Genomic DNA, 25,228 nt, shown 5'->3' on the forward strand with positions numbered 1-25,228 from the left:
GAACACCAGCCGCGCAAGGAAAAGACCCATGCCAGAGCAAAGCCAGCTGCAGCAACAAACCAAAATCAAAAGCCTGATCAAACGGCTCGCAAATTTGCCGCTGCAAAAGCGAGATGCTGTGCTTGCGCTGCTACAAAAGCAAGGGATTGACCCGGCTAATTTGCCGATCTGGTCCTGCGATCGCACCACCAACCATTTCCCCCTCTCCTGGACCCAGGAACAGCTCTGGTTAGTGGATCAGTTAGCAGGTCCCAGCCCCACCTACAACTTTTTGGTGGTGATGCAGGTGAAGGGGCCATTAAAGATTGATGCACTGCAGCAGACACTCAATACGCTAGTGCAGCGCCATGAGATTTTGCGCACCACCTTTAAATCCATTGATGGTGAACCCAGACAGGTGATCCATGACAGCGGTTTCTGGCCCCTTTCTCTGGAACATTGGCCCCATGGGGAAACAACTTCAGATTTTCAGAATGACAAGCCTGCCCCCCTAAACTCTGTTGCCGACCTTGCCCCAGGTCTGCAAACCTGGATTCAGCAAGAAGCTGCCAGGTGCTTCGATTTAGCCACGGGGCCACTGGTGCAGGCCAGCCTGATGCAGCGATCGCCCACCGACGCATTGTTGGTGTTAAATCTGCACCATATTATTTGGGACTGGTGGTCCATGGGCTGCTTTAGCCAGGAATTAGCCCACCTGTATCGCGCCCATAGCCAGGAACAATCCCCCCAGCTGCCACCGCTCTCCCTGCAGTATGTGGATTATGCCTGCTGGCAACGCCATTGGCTACAAACAGACAGGCTTAACCAGCATTTGGACTATTGGCAACAACAACTGGCCCAGGCTCCAGCCTTGTTGGAGTTGCCCACCGATTATCCCCGTCCCCCAGTGCAAGCATTTAACGGGTGCACCCACACGGTTCATCTGTCTCCTGCTTTAAGTGCCCAGGTGAGAGACCTGGCCCAGCAGCAGGGGGTAACCCTGTTTATGTTGTTATTAACAGTCTTTCAAATTCTGCTCCATCGCTACAGCGGTCAGTCCGATATCCTGGTGGGCACCCCCATTGCCAATCGCCAGCGTCCTGAGTTGGAGTCGTTACTAGGGTTCTTCGTGAATACCCTGGTGCTGCGCACACCCATTGATGAGACCGCCACAGGTGCCGAGCTGTTGCAAACGGTGAAAGCAATGGCATTAGAGGCCTATGCCCACCAGGATGTGCCCTTTGAACAGGTGGTGAAGGCGTTGCAACCCCAACGCAGTTTGGCCTATTCCCCCATTTGCCAGGTGATGTTTGTGTTGCAAAATACTCCGCTAACAACATTGGCTTTGGATCAGGTGAGTCTGACACCGTTGTCTGTGGATGCTGCGATCGCAAAGTTTGATTTAACTCTCTCAATCCGTGAGACAGACCAGGGGCTAATGGCAACCTGGGAGTATAACCGTGATCTATTTGAAACTACCACCATTAAACAGATGGCCAGCCATTTTGAGCGCTTGTTGACTGGCCTGGTGGCAGATATATCCCAACCGGTGAGCGCTCTGCCCATGCTTAGTGAAACGGAGCGGCATCAATTGTTAGTGGACTGGAATCAGCCTGCGGTTGTGCCTCCAGAGATAGAAGCCTATCCCTGTATTCATCAGCTATTTGAAGCCCAGGTCACCCGCACACCCGATGCCACGGCACTGGTGTTTGAGGGAGAAGAACTCAGCTATCGCCAGTTAAACAATCGGGCTAATCAACTGGCCCATTATCTCCGCAGCCTGGGAGTTGGCCCTGAGTCATTAGTGGGTCTCTGTATGTCGCGCTCAATGGACCTGGTGGTAGGGCTGTTGGCAATTTTGAAGGCGGGTGGGGCCTATATTCCCCTGGACCCCACCTATCCGTCCCAACGTCTGCAGTTTATGCTTCAGGACTCACAGGTGAACGTTCTGGTGACTCAAAACCAGCATCTGGAGTTGTTCTCAGACTATAACGGCAAGATAGTCTGTTTGGATAACTGTGGGCAGGATGATACATCGAAAATTGCCCAGTATCCTGCAGAGAATCTTCCCAGAAATGGGACTGCCGAGAATCTCGCCTATGTGATCTACACTTCGGGCTCCACTGGCAACCCTAAGGGAGTACTCATTCCCCATCGCAATGTTATTCGCTTATTACGGACTACCCAGGACCTTTATCACTTTAATCAACAAGACTGTTGGACCCTGTTCCATTCCTATGCCTTTGATTTTTCAGTGTGGGAAATCTGGGGGGCATTATGCCACGGTGGTCGCTTGGTGATTGTGCCCTATTGGGTGAGTCGCTCTCCCCAAGACTTTTATGATTTATTGGTGCGTCATCAGGTCACAGTGCTTAATCAAACCCCTTCAGCCTTTCAGCAATTGATGCAGGTTGATCAAGACCACGCTGTTGATTCCCTTGGGCTGCGCTACATCATTTTTGGCGGTGAGGCACTACAGGTGGAAAGTCTCCTACCCTGGTTTAATCGCCATGGTGAGAATCAGCCCCAATTAATCAACATGTATGGCATCACCGAAACAACGGTCCATGTTACCCATCAAGCGTTAACGGCTGAGCACTCACAACAATCTTGTAATTCCATTGGTAAAGCCTTAGCTGACCTTCAAATTTATGTATTGGATCATGGTCTACAGCCAGTGCCCATTGGTGTAGCAGGGGAATTGCATATTGGTGGTGCTGGTCTTGCTCGTGGCTATCTCAATCGACCAGAGCTAACGGCAGAGAGATTTATTGCCAACCCTTTTGGAGCAGGGAGACTGTATAAAACAGGCGACTGGGTGCGGTATCACACCGATGGCAGTCTTGAGTATCTGGGACGGCTGGACCATCAAGTAAAAATTCGCGGTTTTCGCATCGAGCTAGGTGAAATCGAAACGGTTCTCAGTCAGCACCCGCAAGTACAACAATGTATTGTTATTTCCCAGGCCAATGCCTCTAGCGATCCCTGTCTGGTGGCCTATATGGTGCCCAATAGCGATCTAAACTCTGGCGCAACAGAGACTGATGCAACAGAGACGGGCGATATAGATACCTATGCTCTGAAAGCCTATTTGAAGGAGCATTTGCCTGACTATATGGTGCCAACAGGGATCATGTCTCTTACCGCATTCCCCTTGACTGACAACGGCAAGATTGACCGTCAGGCCCTGCCTGTATTTGATGGAGCGAGTCCCGCAGCCACCTATATTGCCCCGATTACAGAGCGACAAAAACACCTGGCCAGTCTCTTTGCTGATGTGTTATCCCGACCCATTAATACCATTGGTCTCCACGATAGCTTTTTTGACCTGGGGGGTCATTCTCTCCTTGCGGCCCAGTTAGTTGCTCGTATTCGTAGCACATTAGATCTGGAAATACCCCTGCGCACCCTGTTTGAATCTCCTACTATAGATGCCCTGGATGCTGCTCTGGATAAGGCTGCCTACCCTTCTCGGTCTGTCCCTCCCATTACGCCTCGATCCCAGAATGACTCTCCTATCCCCCTCTCCTTTGCCCAGGAACGATTATGGTTTTTGGCTCAGCTGGAGCAGCAGGAAAATCAGGTACAACAACAGGCGGAGCCATTGGCCATCTATAACATTTTTGCAGCCGTTCGCATCAGTGGCAGACCCAATGCCGCCGCTTTGCAACAGGCCCTGGATACCCTGGTGCATCGTCACGAGAGTCTGCGTACTCGATTTCCCGTTGTTGAGGGTGTGGCCAGGCAAGTGGTTAAGCCTACAGTGCAAATTCCGTTAGTGGTTATCCCAACGTTGGAGATTCCCCTGGAGGATTGGTTGTTGCAAAGGGCACAACAACCTTTTGACCTGGAACAAGGTCCCTTACTACGGATGGCGTTAGTCAATCTCGATGACGGGGCTGCGGTGCTAGCGGTAACAATACATCACATTATTAGCGATGGTTGGTCCATGCAGGTGCTGATTCAGGAACTGAGCACCCTCTACACAGCCTATGCCCAGGGCCAACCTGCGACCCTGCCGCCGTTAAAAATTCAATATGCTGACTATGCCCTCTGGCAGCGCCAGTGGTTACAGGGGGAAGATTTAGCCACCCAGTTAAGCTACTGGCAACAACAGTTGGCCAATCTACCACCGTTGTTAGAATTGCCCACCGATCGCCCCCGTCCTGCCGTCCAAACATTTCAGGGGCGGACCCATAGGATCAGCTTGCCGCCAGACTTAAGCCAGCAGGTGCGTGCCTTTGCCCAGCAGCAGGATGTCACCCTATTTATGCTGTTGCTAGGCACCTTCCAACTTCTGCTCCATCGCTACAGTGGGCAACGGGATATTGCAGTGGGTACCCCTGTGGCAAATCGTCAGCGGTTTGAACTGGAACCTTTGATCGGCTTTTTTGTAAATACGCTGGTGCTTCGCCTTGGTGTGGATGAAACAGATACGGTTGTTGCCTTTCTAACCAGGGTGAAACAGATGGCCCTGGAGGCTTACGACCATCAAACTGTGCCATTTGAACAAATCGTGGAAGCCCTACAGCCTGAGCGTAGCCTGGCCTATTCTCCCCTTTTCCAGGTGATGTTTGCCCTGGATGCTGAGCTTGCTCCCCTGGCTTCGTTGCCCGCTGGCCCATCGGAACTTACCCTGACGCCTCTGGCTGTGGATAGTGCGATCGCAAAATTTGACCTCACCCTGTCGATCACAGACACCACCCCTGCCCTGGTCACCCATTGGGAATACAACAGCGACCTATTTAACCCCGACAGCATTGAGCGCATGGCCCAGCAATTTATCACCCTGCTGCAGGGCATGGTGACCAGTGCATCCAGCCCCATCAGTGAGCTATCCCTCCTGACGGAGCTAGAACGACACCAGCTATTAATAGAATGGAGTGGTACCCATGGTGAGTCTGCCAGTGGCGTCTCCGATGCTCAGAACCGAGAGACCGGAGGCCAATTTAACGCAGGAAATTTTACTGGAAATGAAGTTCAGTCATTAAAGCCTAGAGTCCAATCTTCTTCCGCCTTCCGCCTTCCGCCTTCCGCCTTCTACCCTAGCCAAGATTTCTCAGCTAAAGTTGATACCCGAGAGACCTACGACTGTATTCATCACCTGTTTGAGGCCCAGGTGCAACGCACACCAGATGCGATCGCCGTCAGCCTGGAATCGGAACACCTGAGCTATCAAGCCTTAAACCAGCGAGCTAACCAGCTAGCACATTATCTCCAAGACTTGGGCATAGGTCCCGAAACCCTTGTGGGCATTTGTATAGACCGCTCCCTCGACATGGTAGTGGGGCTATTGGGCATCCTCAAAGCTGGCGCAGCCTACGTTCCCATCGATCCTACCAATCCCCTAGCTCGCCTTGCCTTTATGCTACAGGATACTGGCCTATCTCTTCTGCTGACCCAGCACCATTTGCTGACGGCATTGCCAGACCACGGGGCAAAAACGGTGTGTTTAGATAGCGACTGGTCAACCATTGCCACCTGCCCCTCTACCAATCCCATCAGTCAGGTGGGTGCTGAGAATTTGGCCTATGTCATCTATACCTCCGGTTCCACTGGCCAACCTAAGGGCATTTTGATTGAGCACCAGGCCTTGATAGCCTTTACCCAAACGGCCATCACCACCTATAGTTTTTCCCCCACAGACCGGGTACTACAGTTTGCCTCCATTAGCTTTGATGCTGCTGTCGAAGAAATTTATCCCTGCTTGAGCGTCGGAGCCACCCTGGTGCTAAGAACTGAGGAAATGCTGGCTTTAGACCGATTCTGGTCCCAATGCCAGAACTGGCAAATTACCGTCCTCGATTTACCCACGGCCTACTGGCATCAACTGGTTTCCCAATTTATCCCCCAATCTTTGCAGCCTCTGCGGTTAGTCATTATTGGAGGAGAACGGGCAGACCCCAGGCAGGTTAACCATTGGCAGCAAAATGTCGGGCAGTTTCCCCAGCTGATCAATAGCTATGGCCCCACAGAAACCACCGTTGTGGCCACCACTTACAATTTTTCCACCAATAAGACTTCTGAAGGAACCCGGTTAGTCGAAGTACCCATAGGGCGACCCCTGGCCCATGTCCAAACCTATGTCCTGGACGCTCACCATCGACCGATGCCCATGGGCATTCCTGGTGAATTGTACATTGGCGGAGCCGGACTGGCCCGAGGTTATCTAAATCAGCCAGCATTAACAAAAGAGAACTTTATACCCCATCCCTTTGGCACAGGACGACTCTATAAAACAGGCGATCGTGTGCGGTATCGCCCTGATGGCAATATTGACTATTTGGGTCGTCTGGATGACCAGGTAAAAATTCGTGGCTTTCGTATTGAGCTAGGGGAAATTGAAGCGGTGCTCCATAGCCACCCCCAGGTGCAGCAATGTGTTGTTGTTACCCAGACTGATTCCCTGGGTCACTCGACATTGATCGCCTATGTTGTTGTCCAGGCTATCAGTAACGAGACAGACAATGAAGCAAAAAATGAAACAAATGGAGCGATTGAGACCAGTGCCTTAAAAGACTATCTGAAACAGTCCTTACCCCCCTATATGGTCCCTCAGTTGGTAGTCCCCTTGGATACCCTGCCACTCACCCCTAACGGAAAAGTAGATCGCCATGCCTTAAGGGCTCCTGATGGGGCTTTAGCACAGTCTCTCTCCTCCCAAACCTACATTGCACCCCGCACGCCAATTGAATTGCGGCTGGCCAAAATCTGGTCAGAAATCCTGGAGATGCGCCCCATAAGTGTGCAGAGTACATTCTTTGATTTGGGCGGGCACTCCCTCCTGGCAGTTCAGCTGATGGTCAGGCTACAGCAAGAATTTCAGGCCGATCTGCCCTTGGCTATCCTGTTCCAATCTCCCACGATTGAACAGTTGGCCATGTATCTTGAGCGGGATGGGGGGATTGATAACGTTTCAGATACGGCTTTAGTGCCCATACAGCCCCAAGGGAACAAAACACCGCTGTTCTGTATCCACCCCATCGGTGGAAATGTTTTTTGCTATGCCGCCCTGAGTCAGCAGCTAGGGGCAGACTATCCCCTGTACGGCCTTCAATCCCTGGGGCTGATGGGGCAACAGCAACCGTTGACCACCATTGAGGCCATGGCAGCAACGTACTGCCAAGAAATTAGAACGGTTCAGCCCCAGGGCCCCTATCATCTGGCGGGTTGGTCCATGGGGGGCGTTGTTGCTTATGAAATGGCGCAGCAGCTTAGCCAGCAAGGGGAAACGGTAGCGTTATTAGGTTTGATTGATAGTTACCTCTACTGTCCAAATATAGTCACTGGTGGGGAAAATGACCCAATGAATCACCCAGAATTCAATCAGGGGTGGTTGTTGATGGAGCTACTCAAAGACTTGGCTGGACAGATGGGGCAACCCTTACCCTCCCCATTACAAATCCTTCAAACTTCTCCCATGTCCCTTGCCCAGGCATTTGAGTTCAGCCAGCAGCACCAGCTTCTGCCTCCCGGTGTGACGTTTCACCGTTTAGAGCATCTCTGGCAAGTATTTCAGGCTAATGTGCTGGCCCTACACCAATATCGTCCCCAGTCCTATGGTGGATCAGCATTACTCATCAGTGCTGGCGAATCTGTGACACAGGCTTCAGATAAAATCTCGGAGCGAGTCCGAAATTCAGCTAGTCTGAGCTGGGAACAGATCCGTTGGGAGCAAATTATCCAAGGGGACTTCAAACAATTTACTATTTCTGGAGATCACTTTAGTCTCTTGAGAGAAGCCGATCAGATAACTCCAATCACCCATTACCTGAAGTCCTATATTTCGCTTTAACCCCCATGTCACAGCTCAATTTCTTGCAAATTAATTATGAGGTCTGAATCGTGAATCTTCCCTGTAATCCGTGCCTAAAATTTAAGACGTTTGGCATACGTATATCTAGCAAATACAAGTACCCCTAGGTTAACAATATGAGCAGGCCAAGGCATGGGACGCAGAATGTCCAAAATCAGAACAATTCGGCTTTCGGAGGCATTGTTATGAACCTGATGTACATGGGTATCATCGAAGAGAATACTGTTGCCCTTTTGCCAGGTGTGGGGCTGATCTTTGATGTAAATTGTTGGCGGATTTATATCGGGAACGATTAAAGGCAGATGATAACGTAAATATCCTCGGGAAGGGCCTTCGTGGGCGGGAATACTTTTCCCTGGATCCAAAATGGAGAACATAGCCTGTACTAGCCCCGGCACTTGATGGATTACTTCCACGGTTTTAGGACATCGTTGTCGATTTTTCAGTGGCTTTTCTCCTAAGGAGAATAACATAAAGGTCCGCCAACTTTTTTGAGGATCACTCCCTTGGGAGATGGTGGTTTGATATTGATCAACCTCATGATATTTAGGTATTTGGCTCTGATCTGGCAACAAATCTAAAAGCTCTGCATAAATCTCATTAAGCGCATTATCTACAATTCTTAATTCGGGGCAGGTTTGATCAATATTAAAGAAAACAGGACGACTGTCTCCCCCTATAAATAAATCGAAATATCGATTTACCAGCTCAGTTAATCTCAGTCGAGAGAGAGTCGTATGCACAGTATAATAAAATCTTTTCATTTGATAAATCCTTGTTAGGAAAACATTAGAGACAACCCATGGGCATATCAATGGTTCAAACGATTCAAAAGGGAAACGAAACTAAGATTTTGGTAGTCCTACTGGCCAGTATCTTAATGGACTTTTTGGGCTTTGGCATCGTGCTTCCCCTGTTGCCTTTCTATGCCCAATCCCTGGATGCGTCTCCATTGGAAATCAGCATTTTGCTGGGGTTATTTCCTATGATGTTGACCTTTGCACCCACCTTATGGGGCAGTTTGAGCGATCGCATCGGCCGTCGTCCGGCGTTTCTTTTCAACATTGCGGGGACAACTTTATCCTTTTTGTGGCTTAGCTTTGCTAACACTCTATGGATGTTGTTTATGGCCCGTATTCTAGGGGGCTTGAGCAGTGCCAGCATGGTGATTGCTCAAGCCTATGTTTCAGACCTGACCACATCTGAAGAGCGCACTAAGAAATTAGGATTTCTAGGCGCTGCAGCTGGGATTGGTTTTGTGATTGGCCCTGTGATTGCCGGACTTTTGATCGGTGGTGACTCAACCAGTCCAAATTTTCGTTTACCGGCTTTAGCCGCCACCATTGCTTCCGGGGTAACATTTTGTGCGGCCTTTGGCGCGTTGCCCGAAGTGAAGCCCATAAGATTCAAGCCAGCAGTTCAGCACCGGCATCCCCTGGCTCAATTGCTCCCTGAGCTTAAGCAAGTTCTCCAACGTCCATTGGTTGGCATGCTGATCACGTTAACCTTTATCACCTTTTTCGGTGGCATTGGCATTCAAGCTATTTTTGCCCTGTGGTGTGAATGGCGTTTTGGTTGGGGAGCCCAGGAATTTGGTTATTTGCTGATTTTCTATTGTTTGACCATTGCCATCATTCAACTGAGTTTGCTCGGTCGACTCACCCGTTGGGTGGGAGAGATTAAGTTACTCCTATGGAGTTCTGCGATGGCCGCCCTGGGGCTTGTGCTGATTCCCTTTGCAAACAATGTTCCTCAGTTACTGGCAGCGCTGTTATTGACAATTTTTGCCCAAGCATTAGGAAATCCAGTGCTGGCCAGTTTACTCAGTCAGTTAGCTGGGGCGAAACAACAGGGTAAGACCCTGGGCTTGATGCAGTCTGTGATTGGCTTAGCTACCTTTTTAGGATCCGTTTGGGCCGGTTTTTTGTTTGGAAGTCTGGGAGAAAATTGGCCCTACTGGACTGGTGCAGCCTTAATTGCCGTTGCGGTCATTCTTTGTTGGCAGCAAGTTACCCATTCCCGTTTCTCGGCGATCATGCGTTGTCGTCGTCAACAGAAGTTAATACATTTGTTTGAACTGTTGGATCTTGATAACAGTGGCACCATTGAACTCCAAGATTTTCGACAAGCGGGGCAGGCCTTGGCCAAACTTCGTGGTTGGTCCCCAGGAACATCGGAATATGAGGTTTTGCAGGCTTCCTTAGTGGGGTTTGGTGAAATGTTGCAACAGCTGGCTGATCGTGATGGCAATCAATGTATTGATCGGGCTGAATGGCTACACTGGTTGGAGCAAGAGGTGGATTATGACTTTGCCAATCTCTTTCTTCAGGTCATTGACACTAACCAAGATGGCCGGGTGGCTATAGATGAGTTGCGCACGTTCTACCAGGCCTATGGCATTCGGACAGAAGCATTGGAAGAAGCATTTCATACTCTAGATCTCAACCAGGATGGCCATCTTTGCCAGGAAGAATTTGAAACCATCTTTGCTCAGTTTCTCTATAGCAATGATGTTCAAGCACCAGGTAACTGGATTTTTGGTGTGAGTTTACCGCAGCGGCTTTAGGAAAATTTTGTTCTCCCTATGGTTTCATGCCAAAGCCCATGCGAACTAAGGGCCAGGGTTTAATTAGAAACTCATAGGTTAGGAAGGTGAATAGGGTAGTCAAAATGGTCAACACTAAGAATTCGGGAAAGATGCTGAGTCCTAGTTTAGGAATATAGAGCCCCAAAATCACGATCAGAGGATGGTGCACGATATAAATCGGTAATGAAGCCTGGCCCATGTATTTCAGGAAAGGATTGGTTATGGTGGCCAGATGACGGCGGGTAAGAATCAGGATTGATGCGATCGCGCTCCAGGTATGAACCCCCGTTATAGCAGAACGCAGTAGGTATAGCCCCAGATCAGACGTATCTCCATAAAAGTTTTCCTGGTATTGGCTCAACAGCAATAAGCGTGCCAGTAAACTGACCAGGAATAGACTATAAAACAAACCAGCTTTGGCTTGGATAGCCTTGCCCAGACGGGAGTCTGCATACATCAGATAGCCAATCACAAACGCCCATAGGTTATAGACAAAATGTCCCCAGTCCTGAAACAGAGTTTGGCAGTCAAACAAGGGCCACACATATCCTAAAGTTGCCATGGCACCACCAAAACCGAGCATCGGTAGCCAAATAATATGGCGATACAGCAAGTTTGCCATCGCCATGATAGTTGCCCTAGACAATCGAATTAAGACGACTAGAACAGAGAAACTCATCACCAAGAGATAGGCAAGAAACCACAGATGTTCCCACCGAGGCCCCAACCGTGAACCACAAGGCCCCAGCAAAATTGTCCCCATGTGCAAGGGCAAGTAATGCATGAAAAAGTCAGTGAGATTACGAGGGACTAGATGGTTAGGCCAAAGATACCGTTGTATCGGTCCCAACGTTACCGTAAATATAACGAGGGGAATTAAAAGTCGCTGAATCCGTTCTCTGTAAAAATCACGAATTGATCGTTTGCTTAAGGAGACCGCTGCGCTATAGCCTGCAATCAAAAATAGAAGAGGCATATGCCACGATGACACTAAGGCAATGTAAAGTTTCAAGAGCAAGGCTGTCATACTTGCTGTCTCTACTTGTGAAAAACCCGGGATAAACAACATCAACCAGACCACATGGAGAGGAATAAGATTAAGAATAACAACCGTTCTGATCCAGTCAAAGTCGTAGTGTCGCATTGCCCATTGATGCTAAGCGTCAGTCAAATTAATATCATTTCAAAACTGACATAAAAATATATTTCTGCCATTATGCAAGATTATTAACGTTAAAGAAAGTACGGTAATAACGGACTAAAAGCCCCGTCAGTTGCTAGCGTAGATTTTGTAGCTTCCGACGCGTGTAGATATAGACCAACTGACATCATGCAGCTTAATTCACTGGTGATATTGCGAAAATATAAATGGGCCATTGTGCTAATCGTTTTCACGGTACTTGCCTGGCCTATTTATAATCAGGTAATATCTCGAACCTCTCAGGCACAGGAAACGGAGTTGGAGACCCTTGAAACTCCTGACACTCCATCTCCCACCATTGCCGCATTAGGACGAATTGTTCCTAAGGATGGTGTTATTAACATTTCTGGTGCAGGCCAGTTAGCTGATGTTCGAGTAATTGAGCTCCAGGTTCAAGAAGGGGAAACTGTCATTCAAGGGCAAGTGCTAGCTCTTCTTGACCCTTTCTATGCGCAACAGGCCAGTCTAACTCGGGCCGAAAAGAGAATGGCTGTGGCTCAGGCTCAGCTAGAGGGAATATTAGCGGGAGACGCGAAATTGGGGGATCTAGCCGCTCAAGAGGCTCAGATTGCTAATCTAGAAGCTCAAGTACGTACCGAAGTAATTGAGCAACAGGCGCTGATTACTCGTATGCAAGCTGAGTTAGTAAATGCAGAAAGCTCCTATCAACGATTTCAAACCCTCTACAATGAAGGAGCTATCAGTATTGCTGACCTGGAAGATAAACAAGAAGCATTCGAAATTGCCCAAGCCCGACTCGATGAAGTCGAGGCCCAGCTAGAAAATATCCAATCCACCCGCGCCCAACAAATTCGCCGTGAAAGCGCCACCTTAGACAAATTGACCGAGGTGCGCCCCGTTGATGTGACCATAGCCCAAGCCGAGCTGGAGGAAGCGACAGCCGCCGTGGCAGAAGCAGAAGCCACTGTGGAGCTTGCTAGGGTCCGAGCGCCAGTCGCTGGACGTGTCTTGAAAATCCATACCCAGGCCGGTGAGCGAGTGAAATTTGACGATGGCATCCTGGAGTTAGGGCAAACTCAAACCATGTACGTTCTGGCGGAGGTTTACGAGACCGATATTTCCAGGCTCAAACCTGGACAAACCGCAACGGTTAAAATTAGTGCTCTGATGGAAGCCCTACAAGGAACAGTGGAACAAATTTCACCTCAAATTGACCAGAAAGGAATCTTTAATAATGATCCCGCCTTAGGAATTGACGCCAGGGTTTTTGAAGTGAAGATTCGCTTGGACCCATCTGATAGCCAAAAAGTAGAACAATTTATTCATATGGAGGCTGACGTTACCATCCAAACCCCATAGTGACTATATTGTTGTTCACTCTTTATCAGTAATTGAGTCGCTCAATCCATGATGAATATTTTCGACTCAGAGGCATGGCTACAATTAACCCACAAAAAGTCTCGCCTGTTTATCAGTCTGCTTAGTGTCACTCTTTCTGTTGTCCTGATGTTTGTGGCTACGGCACTAAGGGATGGTATTTTTGAAGATGCAGTGACAATTCATAAAGCATTACAGGCGGATCTATTTATTCAATCTGATCAAGCAGAAAACTTTTGGGCACTCAGAGCAGAGAATTTTTCCAAAAGGGTCTTGTCTCAGATTTCCGCTATCCAGGGAGTAGCGTCAAGTCGTCCACTTTATTTCAAGTCTGCTGGCCTCAGAAATCCCCAGACACTAGCTAAAAAAGTAATTCTTATATTCGCCTTTGATCCTAATCAGTCTGCGTTTAATTTGTCTGAAATCAATCAGCAATTGAATGTCATTACCCAGGCCAATACCTACCTGTATGATCAGCTTTCCCAGTCTGGATATGGGCCAATTATTCAGAACCTCGAAGATCAGGGATCTTTCATCACAGAAGCGGCAGATAAGAAAATTAAGATTGCCGGTCTCTTTTCTCTGGGTGGCGGCATTTTATCTGCCAATGGCATCATGGTGACCAGTGATCTGAACTTTTCGCACCTATTTAATCATCCTATCTCTCAAGTCAACATTGGTCTTGTTATCTTAGAAACAGGAAGTGATCCCCAGGAAGTCAAACAAAAAATTGCTGAAATCTTACCTAACGGTTTAACAGTTTTGACTAAAGAAGAAGCCATGGCGAGTGAGAAGCAGTATTGGCATACAGGGTCTCCTATTGGCTTTATTTTTAATACTGTGGCAATGATGAGTTCTTTATTTGGTGGGGTGATTATCTACCAGATTTTATTTACCCAAATCTCTGAATATATTTCGGTATACGCTACTTTCAAGGCCATTGGATATACCAATCGGTATTTAATGAATACGGTTCTTCAGGAAAGTGTGATGATGGCAGTTCTAGGATTTATTCCTGGCGTTATTATTTGTCTATATTTATTCGGATTTATTCAAAACCAAACTCGCCTGCCTATGGATATGAGTGTGGCAAGAATATGCACTATTTTTATCTTGACTGTGATTACCTGTTCTTTAGCTAGCATTATTGCCCTGGTAAAACTCAAGGATGCTGATCCAGCCGATTTGTTTAGATAAGTTTTAGATCAACCAAGGGATTGATTCAAAACAATACATAAGGAGCCTATAAGGTGTAGAGGTGTTCCATGCATGGGACACCTCTACATTCTAAAGGGGGGAGCATGATTCAGCTCATTGGTTTCATGGTATTGCTCTATGGCATTCAAGCGGCTTGTAGTAATCCAGGACTAGCCTTTCTACCCCTTGTAACTTATCTGACCGATACGCTAGGATTTTCTGCCACTCAGCTGGCTAGTTTTCAGCTAGTAGTCGTTCTACCTTGGTTTATCAAACCTCTTTGGGGTCTTTTAGTCGATGGGGTGCCCCTGTTTGGTCATACCTTCAAAAGTTATTTACTCATTTGTTATGGCGGCATCATTGTGAGCTTTGTGATGATCACAAGTTGGTCTGAACCCTCAGCTATAAGTTTAGTTGCCTTGGGCCTGGTGATTTCCACTGGTGTGGCATTTTCTGATGTAGTAGCAGATAAATTAATGGTGGTAGAAGGTCAGAAACAAGGCAACGCCAATATCCTGCAAGCTTCTCAGTGGGCGGGATTAGGATTTACTGCGATCGCAATGTATGGTCTAGGTGGGTGGTTAGCCGAGCACACCCCTCTTTCAACTGTGTTCCTACTGAGCACAATTTTCCCAGGAATTGGCTTTATCGCTGTTCTAAGTTTCTTTCCTGAACAACCCAATAAAACGTTTACTCTAGGCCGAAGTTGGCAACAATTTTGGCAGGCAGCCAAGCAACCCAACCTAAAATTGATGCTTGGCTTGATCCTGTTGCTGGACATTAGCCCAACTCCAGTGGATTATGTTTACCAGCGGCAGATCTTGGACTTTAGCAACACGCTAATCGGTAATCTTAAAGCGGTGGAGTGTTTGGGATTAGGGTTGGGGGCAATTGCCTTTGGAATTCTAACGCAACGCTTTCCAAAACTACCCCTTTTAAGATTAGTCATCATCAGTGGTGCAATTTCCCTGCTGAGCTTATCCTTTATGCAGGATGTTTCCAGCGCCTATGGCGTTTACCTTGTGCGCGGGTTTACGGTCACATTAAGAACTCTAGGACTTTTTGGGCTAGTGGTACAAATCTGCCCCCAAGGAGCAGAGGGGTTTACCTATGCCCTGATGGTTTCTGTTGCAAACTTGGCAACCAATATAGGGCTGTTGTGTGGAGGACAACTTTATGATTGGGGTATCTCATTTGCAATGGTTGCGATAATTGGCTCGTTATATATTCTGTTGTGTGGCGGGGGAATTTCATTGATAGCCGTATACTCAGATAAATTGCGGGGGTTTTAGGTGTGTTTTATCGATTTATGATGTAGGTTATGTTAGTCATGTAGATCTGCCGTATTGATGTCAAAAGTTCAGAAGTGTTTAAACTATACCGTTATCGCTGGTAGCTATTATGTCGTAGTACTAAGAAACAGCTACTGAATGTTGGGTTTAGGTGGAATGACACATATACCAGAGAATAGCGCTGACTGGCTGATACCCTTAGGTGAGCAGCGATCTCAGGCTCGACTGAATGTATTTTGTTTCCCTCCTGCTGGATCTGGTAGTGTGTTTTTTCGCCATTGGCCAGCAGCCATGCCTGGATGGATAAATCTTTGGGCATTACGATTGCCAGGTCGTGAAACTCGGTTTCGTGAGCCGCTGTTGACCCAGTGGCCGAAGTTAGTTGAACCCTTGGTACAGGCGCTTACCCCCCATTGTGATCAGCCATTTGTTTTGTTTGGCCATAGCTTCGGAGCTTTAGTGAGTTTTGAAGTAGCCCATCAACTGCGGGATCGTTTTGGATATGCTCCTGTAGCTTTGGCTGTTTCGGCACGTCAGCCACCTCATACTTTTGCAGCTCAGCGCGATGACCAGCAGGATGATGCAACATTAATTGCCGAGCTACGGGCCGATGAGGGGACACCGGAGGTGGTTTTGCAAGATACTAAGATGATGGAACTGTTATTGCGAATTTATCGGGCAGACTTATATCTGAATCGAACCTATAGTTATTATCCTAGAGGCCCTTTATCCTGTCCCATTTTGGCGTTAGGGGGGGAGAATGATAAAGGGGTAAACACTCAAGATCTGATGCGATGGCAGGAGCAGACCGATCAGACATTCCAATTGAAGTTGTTCCCTGGAGGGCATATGTATTTGGTAGAGGAGCAGAATAAAGTTGCTATGATTCAAGCCTTGACGGAGTTTGTAGCTGATTTTTGATTAGATCTGGGTCTAGTTGAAAAAACTTAAGCAATTGTTGCAAAGATGTTGATACAGCTGTGGGTGTAGTTTTTTCAACTATCCTGAGAGTCTCTTCATTTAAATAGGGAAACGCGTCTCTAACCAAGGCGTCAATGACGTCATCAGAAAAAAACATTAATTCTTGAATCGTTCTGCTCAATCGGGAACGGGCAAAGCTAAGTTGCCAGCGGGCTCGCTTGAGTAAGCGCTGTCTAAAACTTTCAGCAAGTTCGGGATGTTCTGCTGATAACAGTTCTATTTTCTGTTCTTGAATGTAGGGAATAATATCTGGGTTCTCTTCTAAAAAGATTAGACTCCCTTCCCGATTATAAACTGTAACACCATCCATCCCCAGGGATGAAATATCGGCTAGAGCAAGGATACGAGTGATAATATGGGGTGGATTTTCGGAATCATATAAAGCAGGTTGATAAATAGATTCTTCTAAAGGACTATAGGTGCAAATTGTGCCTAGAATTGCCAATTGGAGTAACTCAATATCTTTCTCAGAAAACTGCGCTTGAAATTTCCCAGCTAATGCCAGGTTCTGATTAAGCTGGCAAATATAGGTCAACAACTTGTCACATGTTGCCTTTTCACTCTCTCCACTGGCTCGCCGACGAGTAATATGGGGATGACTTTGAGGCAAGAAGATTTGTACCATATCGTGGGTTGCTACACACAAATCAAGTAGGCTGTGTATGCGACTTAGATCAGGGTTTTTCTGGGTGTCCTGATTAGACTTTTGCCAATGGGGGGCAACGATAGAAAAGATTTGATTGGCTCGTCGTTGGACAGTCTTGATATGCCAGCGATTGTGATAGTAAAGCTGTTGATTTTGAATTGTTTTATCAAATTCTGCTAATACAAACTGTTTTGTTAAGGCAACAGTTTCAGAGAAAGTATTGGGGAGCATAATGGAACCTGCAGCTTGAACCCTGACAATGAGAGTAGAAAGTTATAAATGAGTAAATGTAATTCAATTTATTAACCGTTATTTTTGAGTAAAGCTCCAAATGCCTTGCCAACCATTAGGAAAGCTCCGTTGGCTTAATTGTTGAATCCGTTCTAAGTAAAATTGTACTGTTTTATCTATTGGGTTGATCTTTAGAACCTGTTCAAAATACCTCTGTGCCTGAACCCAGTTGCCCTCTTGATAGAATTTTCTTGCCTGTTGATACAGGGCAAGAGTCTTCTTTTTTAGAAAATGAGAGGTTTCAAGGTCAGCTTCTAAGACCTCATAAATGGTAATGGGTTCTTGACGCCCCTTGACGATAACGCGATCTAACAATCGAAAAGTGTACTGTTCAGGCTGACTTGACTGTCCCAAAACTTCCTCTGAAATGAGGAGCGACGCGCCATAGTATTTGGTTAACCCTTCTAGTCGAGCTGTCAAGTTGACATTGTCTGAGAAGGCATCGCCCTGCATACGATTAGCTTCACCAACCATGCCTACCATCATGTGCCCCACATGAATACCAATACCCACTTCCAATGGTTGGTACCCCGCAGACAAACGGTGCTGATTATATTCTGTCACTCGCTTAGCTTTGGCAATGCCCGCCTGCAGTGCATCATCAACGCTTTCGGGAAAAACTGCCATCATGCCATCCCCTAGATATTTAACAATGAAGCCATTGTGATTACGAATTTCTGGGCTAACCCGTCGTAGGTAAGCATTAATGAAGTTAAAGTTTTCCTGGGGGGTCATGTGTTCTGACAGAGTTGTAAATGAGCGGATATCGGAAAACATAACGGCCATCTCTTTACTAACATGATCCCCCAGTTGAATATTGATAATACTATCTTGCTTGAGAAAAATCAGGTATTCTTCAGGGACAAATCGACTGTAGGCCTCTAAAAGATCGGAAAGGTGTTTATTGGCATCAATTAGCTGCTGCTCATGATGTTTAACGGATTGTACTGTTTCTGAAAAAACTTGGGCTAAGTTGCCTAGCTCATCGGCTCGGGCAGAGATAGATTTTAGACTATTAGGATTAAAAGTATTGTTTTGAACTGTAATAGCTGCCGCCGTAATTGTATTGACTTGTTCAATGTAATCTACCATGGTTTTATTCTGTTCTTTGAGATTATTTTCCAGGGTTGTTGAGTGATCTGTAATAATCTCAACGATAGTTTCTAACTCGCTATTTTTTAGCGTTAAGTCTTCAACTAATTTACGTAAGCGTATGATCTCTGTTTCCAGGGAAGAATGCCCATTGGGATCTGGAATAGATGTTTCAGAATTCATCTTGGATAATGGCAAGCTTTACTTCATAAAATGGCCAAGGTTATTGTGATTTGATGCGTTATGGTTACCCACGAATTAACCGCATGATACGTCACTATTGGCTGAGCTTCCAGCTTGCCCCATAATCGATTGGGATCATCTTCAAAAAATAATTGTGTCGGCCCACACTACGACACCGGTATGGCTCAACTTATTAACGTTGTAAAGCACTTCAGCAATATCCCCTTCTCGGTCAAAGATATGAATAATGTGGGTGGAGGGAACGATCATTTGCGACAGCTCTGTTGTGTTCGAAAGACCCATTGGAGCTAGTGCCATGCTATACCGAGACTACTTTAAATATTGCCTGCAATCTCGGTGCAACGCTACACCGAGATTATGATTTTGTAGTATATGAAATTGTTGTTGCATGGATTGCTTGGTGAAGTATTGTTTCATTTGCTAAGAAAAATTGAAATATCTCGAAATGTCTGGCAGTATTTTCTTCCCTTGTCTATGATAGGTTTACTGGCTTAAGTTGGTGATGTACCCAAAAGCCTTTTGTTTTTTGAGCTAAGTAGCACTAGATCTGTTTGACAGATGTTTCTTTGCGTGTTGTAGCTAATAAAATAAGAGAGCCCATAGTATGGGTTTTAGCTTTTTGGGAGCATGCTTTTCTTGAGGCTAAAATATTACTACTCTTTGTTTGAAGATAGAAGATATGCTCCAAGAAGACGTTTGATTGTCTGTCGTGATGCTGTCATGATGCCTGATTTTAGGCGTTATTCCCTGCTTGTATGGTTTTAGATGAAAAGTTTTTTGGTGAGCTGTTATAGCCATCCAGAAAATTAGAGTTTCTGCACCCTGTGAACCTATGTCAAGTGAATTCAGGGAAGAATGTCTGATCTGAATGGGTAGCTGAACGTGATCGAAGTAAATAGTATCTGTTTTAGAGAATATGGTTAAGAAATCACGCTCAACAGCAAATTGGACAGCGATTAGCCAGGGATTGGGACTGGCCAGTTCAGTGAATTCTGCAAATGGGGAAACAACATCGACAATTGTAGAAGAGCCAGCTGTTACTAATACAACACCAATTTTGCTGTCTTCGTTTTTGAACTATGGTCAGTTATCAGTTGTTGCCAATGCCAATGAAGGTGAACTGTTTACGAATCCTACTGATTTTAATGTGAAAGTAACCTTTGTCCCTGATTTTAAAGGGACATGGTCAGTCGAGGTTCCAGATGCGCTATTGCCAGGTGAGCTAGAAAATCCATTATCGCTCACTTCCCTTGGCCAGACAGTTTATCCAGCCGAATCAATTCTAGTTCCCTCACATGTTCTCAATCCCACATTTCCAGTGGGTGCCCTATTAATTAAGCAAGCAGAGCACTATGAAGAGGTGGGAGAGCAGACTACCATTAGCCTGGATCCAAAAGAAAGCGTCTCCTTACTGTGTAATTATTATTCTCAAAGTAGCGATTTGTACGATCTATCTGCTACAGATAGTATTACTGTTTGGTGGTTCCTTGAAGTTAATAGAGAGACTCCTACTAACGGTAGATTTAAGGTTGAGGCCGCATCGGGATACCTGTTTAAGAATAACTTTGAGCATACCCTAACATTTTATTTCTCAGCTGAAGGGACCTGGAAAATTTTTGCAGAGGGTAAATCCATTGACTATGTTGGCTATACTTCTGTATATACAGAGGCATTTGATTCATACCTTCTACCTGGTTCACCGGCTGGCTGCTTACTAGTCGGGCGAGGAGAAACAATCAAAATAGGCGATGAAGACTCAGGACTGGGAGCAGACGAGCTAGTCCCCCTTAAAGATCAGAATGCTTGGTCGTTGGAGCCAGGCGAAACAATTCTTTTCGTTGCCAATGGCAATATTGAGGAGAATTTCACAAAGAGTGACAATGGCCAAAACGGAGGTATTGATTGGATATTTAACAATCATTCTGACGAGATTACGGTCAAATGGGCTGTGGTAGGGGCGAGTTAACCCTAACGCTCCGTTTTGGCAACAAAACACGCTGATATCTGATGGATAACTGTTCGGAAGAAAAAACGCTGTTCAGGCTGACGGTGGAATCGCTATGAAACCTCATATTCTATTGACCCTAGCTAAAGATATTGCCCCTGGTCAGATTCCCTACTGGGAGGATGTTGCTCAGCGTAAAGCAACAGCACCCATATATCTCACGCCAACAGTGGATAGGGTGGCTGAAAACTATGGGTGCTCGTTTCAGGTGACGCGGGAGTATAGACCTGTCAGGGAAACTCATTGGGATCACGATGAGAGAGAGAGTAAGTTTGATCGGACATATCGTCTGATTTTGCAACAGAATAAAAAAATTCCACCAGGGTTAATTGACGATATTGCTGTTATTCCTAATGTCGAAACGGTCACGGCTGGGAGAGTGGCGACAGCTGAGCTACCTCAGGTAATTGCTAAGGGGTTTAGTCTCACTACGGATATGCGATCGCGTCAAGCCATCTACCTACCAGAAGCCCATGATTACAGCCAGGGAGATTCTCAAATCACCATTGCCGTTCTCGATACGGGGGTTGATCTCGATCACCCGGAATTAACAAATGTGTTACTTCCCGGCGCAGATTTTGTGGATATTATTGATGGTGCCGGTAAGTTTCTCGGTGATTATTTAGGCTATGACGAAGACCCAGACGATGAAGTAGGCCATGGCACCCATGTGGCTGGAATCGTTGCTGGTCAGGGGATAAAGATGCCTTTGGGTGTGGTGCCTAAGTGCAAGATTTTGCCAGTACGGGTGTTAGGCGCATTAAAAAAAGGGTCTAAAAAAGTTGGTGCGGGCTTAGTGGACAATATTAATACCGGTATTAAATGGGCTATTGACAATGGAGCAAATGTGATTAATATGAGTTTAGGGATAGAACATACCGGTGGTGGTTTACCTCACGAAGACGTTGTAAACTACGCCCGCCGAAAAGGAGTTTCCATTGTTGCCGCCTCAGGTAATGATGGTAAAGAACAACTTTATTATCCAGGTGCATTGCCCCATGTGATTGCGGTAGGGGCGCTGGATGAATCAGGTAACGTTGCACCCTTTTCCACCTATGGTAAACAGGTAGATTTTGTTGCTCCTGGCACTGATATTTACAGTACTTACATTGGTAATGATTATGGTTTCTCCACGGGGACATCCCATGCTTCACCTTTTGTTGCAGGTGCGATCGCTCTACTCAAATCCTATGCGCAACAACACCATAAGGCTAATTTGTCCGACCAACAGGTTAAATACCTGCTGAAACACACTGCTGACAAGCTCGATAAACGGTTTAAACATCCCAAGGCAGGTTTTGGCAAACTGAATTTGCTGGATGCTCTACGTTTATTAGATTACAAGTTTGCAGCCTGACTAGACATTACTGAGATCAGGCCGCTGTAATAGTTGTATTTTTTTGAGAGATTAATGATGATTTTCGATGAATTTGTTCTACATAATTCCCTCACCCTAAGCGCCAACCTTGAGCTTGTTGAAGTGTCAACAACGTCAGTTTTCCCGTTGGCAGACTCACAAATTACTGAACTTAGAGCACAGCTTGCATTAAGAAACTATCTAATTAGCACAGGGACACTGGGGAACGCAATTACGAACTCAATAGATAATGATTTATTGCAAGCTGCCTGCCAAGCTTTGATAGATGTCTATTTAGCCTATGACAATGCTATCCGTGTATCAGAGGCTGGGTCTGAGTTGGTAGACGACCCGCTAATCGAGCCACAATTACAGACCACTTTGTCAACGGCAATTGAGGCAGTAAAAGGATCTGCTAGTTTTGGTAGTAGTCTTACATCGACAGGTGCTTGTTATGATCTCTTTGTGGATGCTGAGAGTGCTTTGACGGCAGCTAACACAGAAAATGCAACCACAATCACCCTTGCAGCGCTTACAGACACCCTTCAAATTAAAATTAGTGATATGGGTACAGCACTGGATAACCTAACAGAGGCCATAACAGGTGGCGAAGTTGATAATTGGTCAGTAATTAAGTCCCAGTTTGCTCTCGCGACAGCATAAGAGCGATAGCGTAAATGCTGCAATGGTAACGCCTCGTTTTCAGTATTATTCCATTACTAAGACGAGGCTTAGGGCCATTGCAATTGGTCGATAACTCTCTTTGGCTAAGGATAGGGTTGCATAAAGGTGAGTGACTGAAAACTGGTTTAAAGAATATTTGGTTTCTGGAGTTAGCTGATGGCTGTTGATATCTTCTCTAGACTTTATGAATTATTCCCACTTACCTCATCAAGTGAGGTGGATAATGCTATCTCGGCTTCAGTTTTAGCTGGCACAACATGGAGTATTGAGAACTTTGTTAAAACATTTGTTACTGAGTCCGAGATTTCGCTCTCTGAGGTAGTACCTGACTTGGCGACTGAGAGCTTAGATTTCTATCAGAGATTAGATCTCTCTCGCTGGACCCCAGATAGGTTTAGTGATGATAGCTTACCAGAAACAGTACTCTCACTTTATTCCTATTTGGCTAAGAGTGAATTTGTGTCCCTAAAAGATACGATTATTACTACAGCCTATGCAGCCCAGATAGTTCTGAATTTAGCCCTTACTGCTCAGTTGTTAGCGAGCAATGCTCAAACGATAGCGAGCAATGCTCAAACAAGAGCGAGCAATGCTCAAACAACAGCCAATGCTGCTCCTACTATGAGCCAAGTTCAAACGGCTATTGACGATTCTATTACTGATATTATTAATACGACTATTGCTGACTTTGTGAACACAGCCCTTGACAGTACTTCCTTTGCTGCAAATGTTCATACAGCTGTCAACAATTATCCGGTTGATGAGAAGCTTGATGATTTTCTGGCTGAGGCCATGAACAGTGCTTCCTTGGATAAAATTATTCCTGATGCTGTCAACAATTATCCGGTTGATGAGAAGCTTGATGATTTTCTGGCTGAGGCCATGAACAGTGCTTCCTTGGATAAAATTATTCCTGATGCTGTCAACAATTATCCGGTTGATGAGAAGCTTAATGATTTCTTGATGGATGCTATTAACAGTATTTCCTTAGATACAACTATTGTTAACGCTGTCAACAATTATTCGGTTGATGACGGACTGAGTATTTACCTGAATGATGCCATCGTCAACGAATCTTTGGATACAACGATTAATAATTTTGTATCCACTTATTCGGTTGATGACGAGCTTAGAAATTACCTGAGTAATACTATTACCAATGCGTCTTTGGATATCACTATTGATACTGCTATTAACAATTATTCAGTTGATAACGGTCTGAGTACATACCTGAAGGAGGCCATTGCCAATGCAGGCTTAGCCACAACAGTCACTAACGCTATTAACAATTATTCGGTCGAAGACGATATTAGAGATACCGTGAGCACAGCTATTGCCAATGCGGGCTTAGCCACAACGGCCACTAACGCTATTAACAGTTATTCGATCGAAGACGATATTAGAGATACCGTAAACACAACGATTACCAATGCGGGCTTAGCCACAACAGTCACTAACACTATCAACAGTTATTCGGTCGAAGACGATATTAGAGATACCGTAAACACAACGATTACCAATGCGTCCTTAGCCACAACAGTCACTAACACTATCAACAGTTATTCGGTCGAAGACGATATTAGAGATACCGTAAACACAACGATTACCAGTTCCTCCTTAGATACAACAGTCACTGACACTATTAACAGTTACTTGATTGAAGACGATATTAGAGATACCGTAAGCACAACGATTACCAATGCGGGCTTAGCCACAACAGTCACTAACGCTATTAACAGTTATTCGATCGAAGATGATATTAGAGATACCGTGAGCACAGCTATTGCCAATGCGGGCTTAGCCACAACGGCCACTAACGCTATTAACAGTTATTCGATCGAAGACGATATTAGAGATACCGTAAACACAACGATTACCAATGCGGGCTTAGCCACAACAGTCACTAACACTATCAACAGTTATTCGATCGAAGACGATATTAGAGATACCGTAAACACAACGATTACCAGTTCCTCCTTAGATACAACAGTCACTGACACTATTAACAGTTACTTGATTGAAGACGATATTAGAGATGCCGTAAGCACAGCGATTACCAATGCGGGCTTAGCCACAACGGCCACTGACACTATTAACAGTTACTTGATTGAAGACGATATTAGAGATACCGTAAACACAACGATTACCAATGCGGGCTTAGCCACAACAGTCACTAACGCTATTAACAGTTATTCGGTCGAAGACGATATTAGAGATACCGTAAACACAACGATTACCAATGCAGGCTTAACCACAACAGTCACTAACGCTATCAACAGTTACTTGATTGAAGACGATATTAGAGATGCCGTGAACGCAGCTATTAGCTCCTCATCTCTCAATACAACATCGTTGGCCGACATAATAGCTCAAATAATAGGAGAGGAAGGGGAAGAGGAAACTGTTGTCAGCGATATCGACAATTGGGATCTGGTTTGGAGCCTGTTTACTAGTTCAACTTAATAACTCAATCCTTACAACCTTTGCAATATGACTCTATTAAGGGTTTCAATCTATCTCTATCTCTACCACTCCAACTATGACATTACTGAAAGTTC

General features: G+C 45.8%; 15 protein-coding genes. 10 read left to right on the plus strand and 5 right to left on the minus strand.

The genetic code is table 11. The features are described 5' to 3' along the window. Positions 1 to 28 precede the first annotated feature (28 nt). Positions 29 to 7,774: an amino acid adenylation domain-containing protein gene (locus SPB21_RS34740; RefSeq protein WP_499869608.1), complete on the plus strand. Its 7,746-nt coding sequence runs from the start codon at positions 29 to 31 to the stop codon at positions 7,772 to 7,774. A gap of 74 nt (positions 7,775 to 7,848) precedes the next feature. Here the strand turns inward: SPB21_RS34740 and SPB21_RS34745 are convergent, their stop codons facing one another. Further along, positions 7,849 to 8,559: an aspartyl/asparaginyl beta-hydroxylase domain-containing protein gene (locus SPB21_RS34745; protein WP_163665647.1), complete on the minus strand. Its 711-nt coding sequence runs from the start codon at positions 8,557 to 8,559 to the stop codon at positions 7,849 to 7,851. Positions 8,560 to 8,597: 38 nt separating this feature from the next. Here SPB21_RS34745 and SPB21_RS34750 point away from each other — a divergent pair, with 38 nt between their 5' ends. After that, complete coding sequence (locus SPB21_RS34750; protein ID WP_499869610.1) at positions 8,598 to 10,361, plus strand: MFS transporter; 1,764 nt, start codon at positions 8,598 to 8,600, stop codon at positions 10,359 to 10,361. 16 nt (positions 10,362 to 10,377) lie between these two features. On the opposite strand, the gene SPB21_RS34755 is transcribed toward SPB21_RS34750, so the two are convergent. Beyond that, positions 10,378 to 11,526 carry an acyltransferase family protein gene (locus SPB21_RS34755; protein WP_499869612.1) on the minus strand — a complete coding sequence of 383 codons (1,149 nt, stop codon included), beginning with the start codon at positions 11,524 to 11,526 and terminating at the stop codon, positions 10,378 to 10,380. Positions 11,527 to 11,712: 186 nt separating this feature from the next. Between SPB21_RS34755 and SPB21_RS34760 the strand changes: the two genes are divergently transcribed. From SPB21_RS34760 to SPB21_RS34775, 4 genes are all read left to right on the plus strand, one after another. Next, positions 11,713 to 12,903, plus strand: a complete 1,191-nt coding sequence (locus SPB21_RS34760; RefSeq protein WP_499869614.1) for an HlyD family secretion protein — start codon at positions 11,713 to 11,715, stop codon at positions 12,901 to 12,903. 48 nt (positions 12,904 to 12,951) lie between these two features. Further along, positions 12,952 to 14,118 carry an ABC transporter permease DevC gene (gene devC / locus SPB21_RS34765; protein WP_163665639.1) on the plus strand — a complete coding sequence of 389 codons (1,167 nt, stop codon included), beginning with the start codon at positions 12,952 to 12,954 and terminating at the stop codon, positions 14,116 to 14,118. A gap of 104 nt (positions 14,119 to 14,222) precedes the next feature. Further along, positions 14,223 to 15,410 carry an MFS transporter gene (locus SPB21_RS34770; RefSeq protein ID WP_499056782.1) on the plus strand — a complete coding sequence of 396 codons (1,188 nt, stop codon included), beginning with the start codon at positions 14,223 to 14,225 and terminating at the stop codon, positions 15,408 to 15,410. A 156-nt stretch (positions 15,411 to 15,566) separates the two neighbouring features. Further along, entirely contained in the window at positions 15,567 to 16,331 is a 765-nt protein-coding gene (locus tag SPB21_RS34775; RefSeq protein WP_163665635.1) for a thioesterase II family protein, read from the plus strand. Here the strand turns inward: SPB21_RS34775 and SPB21_RS34780 are convergent. From SPB21_RS34780 to SPB21_RS34790, 3 genes are all read right to left on the minus strand, one after another. Further along, entirely contained in the window at positions 16,291 to 17,268 is a 978-nt protein-coding gene (locus SPB21_RS34780) for a hypothetical protein (RefSeq protein WP_163665634.1), read from the minus strand. The genes SPB21_RS34775 and SPB21_RS34780 overlap by 41 nt on opposite strands. Before the next feature lie 78 nt (positions 17,269 to 17,346). After that, positions 17,347 to 18,603: an adenylate/guanylate cyclase domain-containing protein gene (locus tag SPB21_RS34785; protein WP_499869615.1), complete on the minus strand. Its 1,257-nt coding sequence runs from the start codon at positions 18,601 to 18,603 to the stop codon at positions 17,347 to 17,349. A gap of 141 nt (positions 18,604 to 18,744) precedes the next feature. After that, the gene (locus tag SPB21_RS34790; RefSeq protein ID WP_499869616.1) at positions 18,745 to 18,921 is read right to left on the minus strand and encodes a hypothetical protein; all 177 of its coding nucleotides are present in this window, start codon (positions 18,919 to 18,921) and stop codon (positions 18,745 to 18,747) included. Positions 18,922 to 19,540: 619 nt separating this feature from the next. On the opposite strand from SPB21_RS34790, the gene SPB21_RS34795 reads away from it, so the two are divergent. From SPB21_RS34795 to SPB21_RS34810, 4 genes are all read left to right on the plus strand, one after another. Beyond that, positions 19,541 to 20,590 (plus strand): hypothetical protein, encoded by a 1,050-nt coding sequence (locus SPB21_RS34795; protein ID WP_499869618.1) that lies wholly within the window; start codon positions 19,541 to 19,543, stop codon positions 20,588 to 20,590. A gap of 94 nt (positions 20,591 to 20,684) precedes the next feature. Continuing rightward, positions 20,685 to 21,986, plus strand: a complete 1,302-nt coding sequence (locus tag SPB21_RS34800; RefSeq protein ID WP_499869620.1) for a S8 family peptidase — start codon at positions 20,685 to 20,687, stop codon at positions 21,984 to 21,986. Positions 21,987 to 22,040: 54 nt separating this feature from the next. Continuing rightward, on the plus strand, positions 22,041 to 22,649 hold the full coding sequence (locus SPB21_RS34805) for a hypothetical protein (RefSeq protein WP_499869622.1): 609 nt from the start codon (positions 22,041 to 22,043) through the stop codon (positions 22,647 to 22,649). 177 nt (positions 22,650 to 22,826) lie between these two features. Then, on the plus strand, positions 22,827 to 25,133 hold the full coding sequence (locus tag SPB21_RS34810) for a beta strand repeat-containing protein (RefSeq protein ID WP_499869623.1): 2,307 nt from the start codon (positions 22,827 to 22,829) through the stop codon (positions 25,131 to 25,133). Positions 25,134 to 25,228: the final 95 nt, after the last annotated feature.

The sequence above is a fragment of the Leptothoe sp. ISB3NOV94-8A genome (assembly GCF_043421595.1).
GTDB classification, from domain to species: domain Bacteria; phylum Cyanobacteriota; class Cyanobacteriia; order Phormidesmidales; family Phormidesmidaceae; genus Leptothoe; species Leptothoe turfae.

What these genes read in the sequence shown, in the direction of transcription:
- SPB21_RS34755 (WP_499869612.1), bottom strand. Translation starts at nt 11,526, where the DNA reads ATGCGACACTACGACTTTGACTGGATCAGAACGGTTGTTATTCTTAAT.
- SPB21_RS34775 (WP_163665635.1), top strand. Translation starts at nt 15,567, where the DNA reads ATGACACATATACCAGAGAATAGCGCTGACTGGCTGATACCCTTAGGT.
- SPB21_RS34760 (WP_499869614.1), top strand. Translation starts at nt 11,713, where the DNA reads ATGCAGCTTAATTCACTGGTGATATTGCGAAAATATAAATGGGCCATT.
- SPB21_RS34805 (WP_499869622.1), top strand. Translation starts at nt 22,041, where the DNA reads ATGATGATTTTCGATGAATTTGTTCTACATAATTCCCTCACCCTAAGC.
- SPB21_RS34800 (WP_499869620.1), top strand. Translation starts at nt 20,685, where the DNA reads ATGAAACCTCATATTCTATTGACCCTAGCTAAAGATATTGCCCCTGGT.
- SPB21_RS34795 (WP_499869618.1), top strand. Translation starts at nt 19,541, where the DNA reads ATGGTTAAGAAATCACGCTCAACAGCAAATTGGACAGCGATTAGCCAG.
- devC (WP_163665639.1), top strand. Translation starts at nt 12,952, where the DNA reads ATGATGAATATTTTCGACTCAGAGGCATGGCTACAATTAACCCACAAA.
- SPB21_RS34790 (WP_499869616.1), bottom strand. Translation starts at nt 18,921, where the DNA reads ATGGCACTAGCTCCAATGGGTCTTTCGAACACAACAGAGCTGTCGCAA.
- SPB21_RS34810 (WP_499869623.1), top strand. Translation starts at nt 22,827, where the DNA reads ATGGCTGTTGATATCTTCTCTAGACTTTATGAATTATTCCCACTTACC.
- SPB21_RS34770 (WP_499056782.1), top strand. Translation starts at nt 14,223, where the DNA reads ATGATTCAGCTCATTGGTTTCATGGTATTGCTCTATGGCATTCAAGCG.
- SPB21_RS34785 (WP_499869615.1), bottom strand. Translation starts at nt 18,603, where the DNA reads ATGAATTCTGAAACATCTATTCCAGATCCCAATGGGCATTCTTCCCTG.
- SPB21_RS34750 (WP_499869610.1), top strand. Translation starts at nt 8,598, where the DNA reads ATGGGCATATCAATGGTTCAAACGATTCAAAAGGGAAACGAAACTAAG.
- SPB21_RS34740 (WP_499869608.1), top strand. Translation starts at nt 29, where the DNA reads ATGCCAGAGCAAAGCCAGCTGCAGCAACAAACCAAAATCAAAAGCCTG.
- SPB21_RS34780 (WP_163665634.1), bottom strand. Translation starts at nt 17,268, where the DNA reads ATGCTCCCCAATACTTTCTCTGAAACTGTTGCCTTAACAAAACAGTTT.
- SPB21_RS34745 (WP_163665647.1), bottom strand. Translation starts at nt 8,559, where the DNA reads ATGAAAAGATTTTATTATACTGTGCATACGACTCTCTCTCGACTGAGA.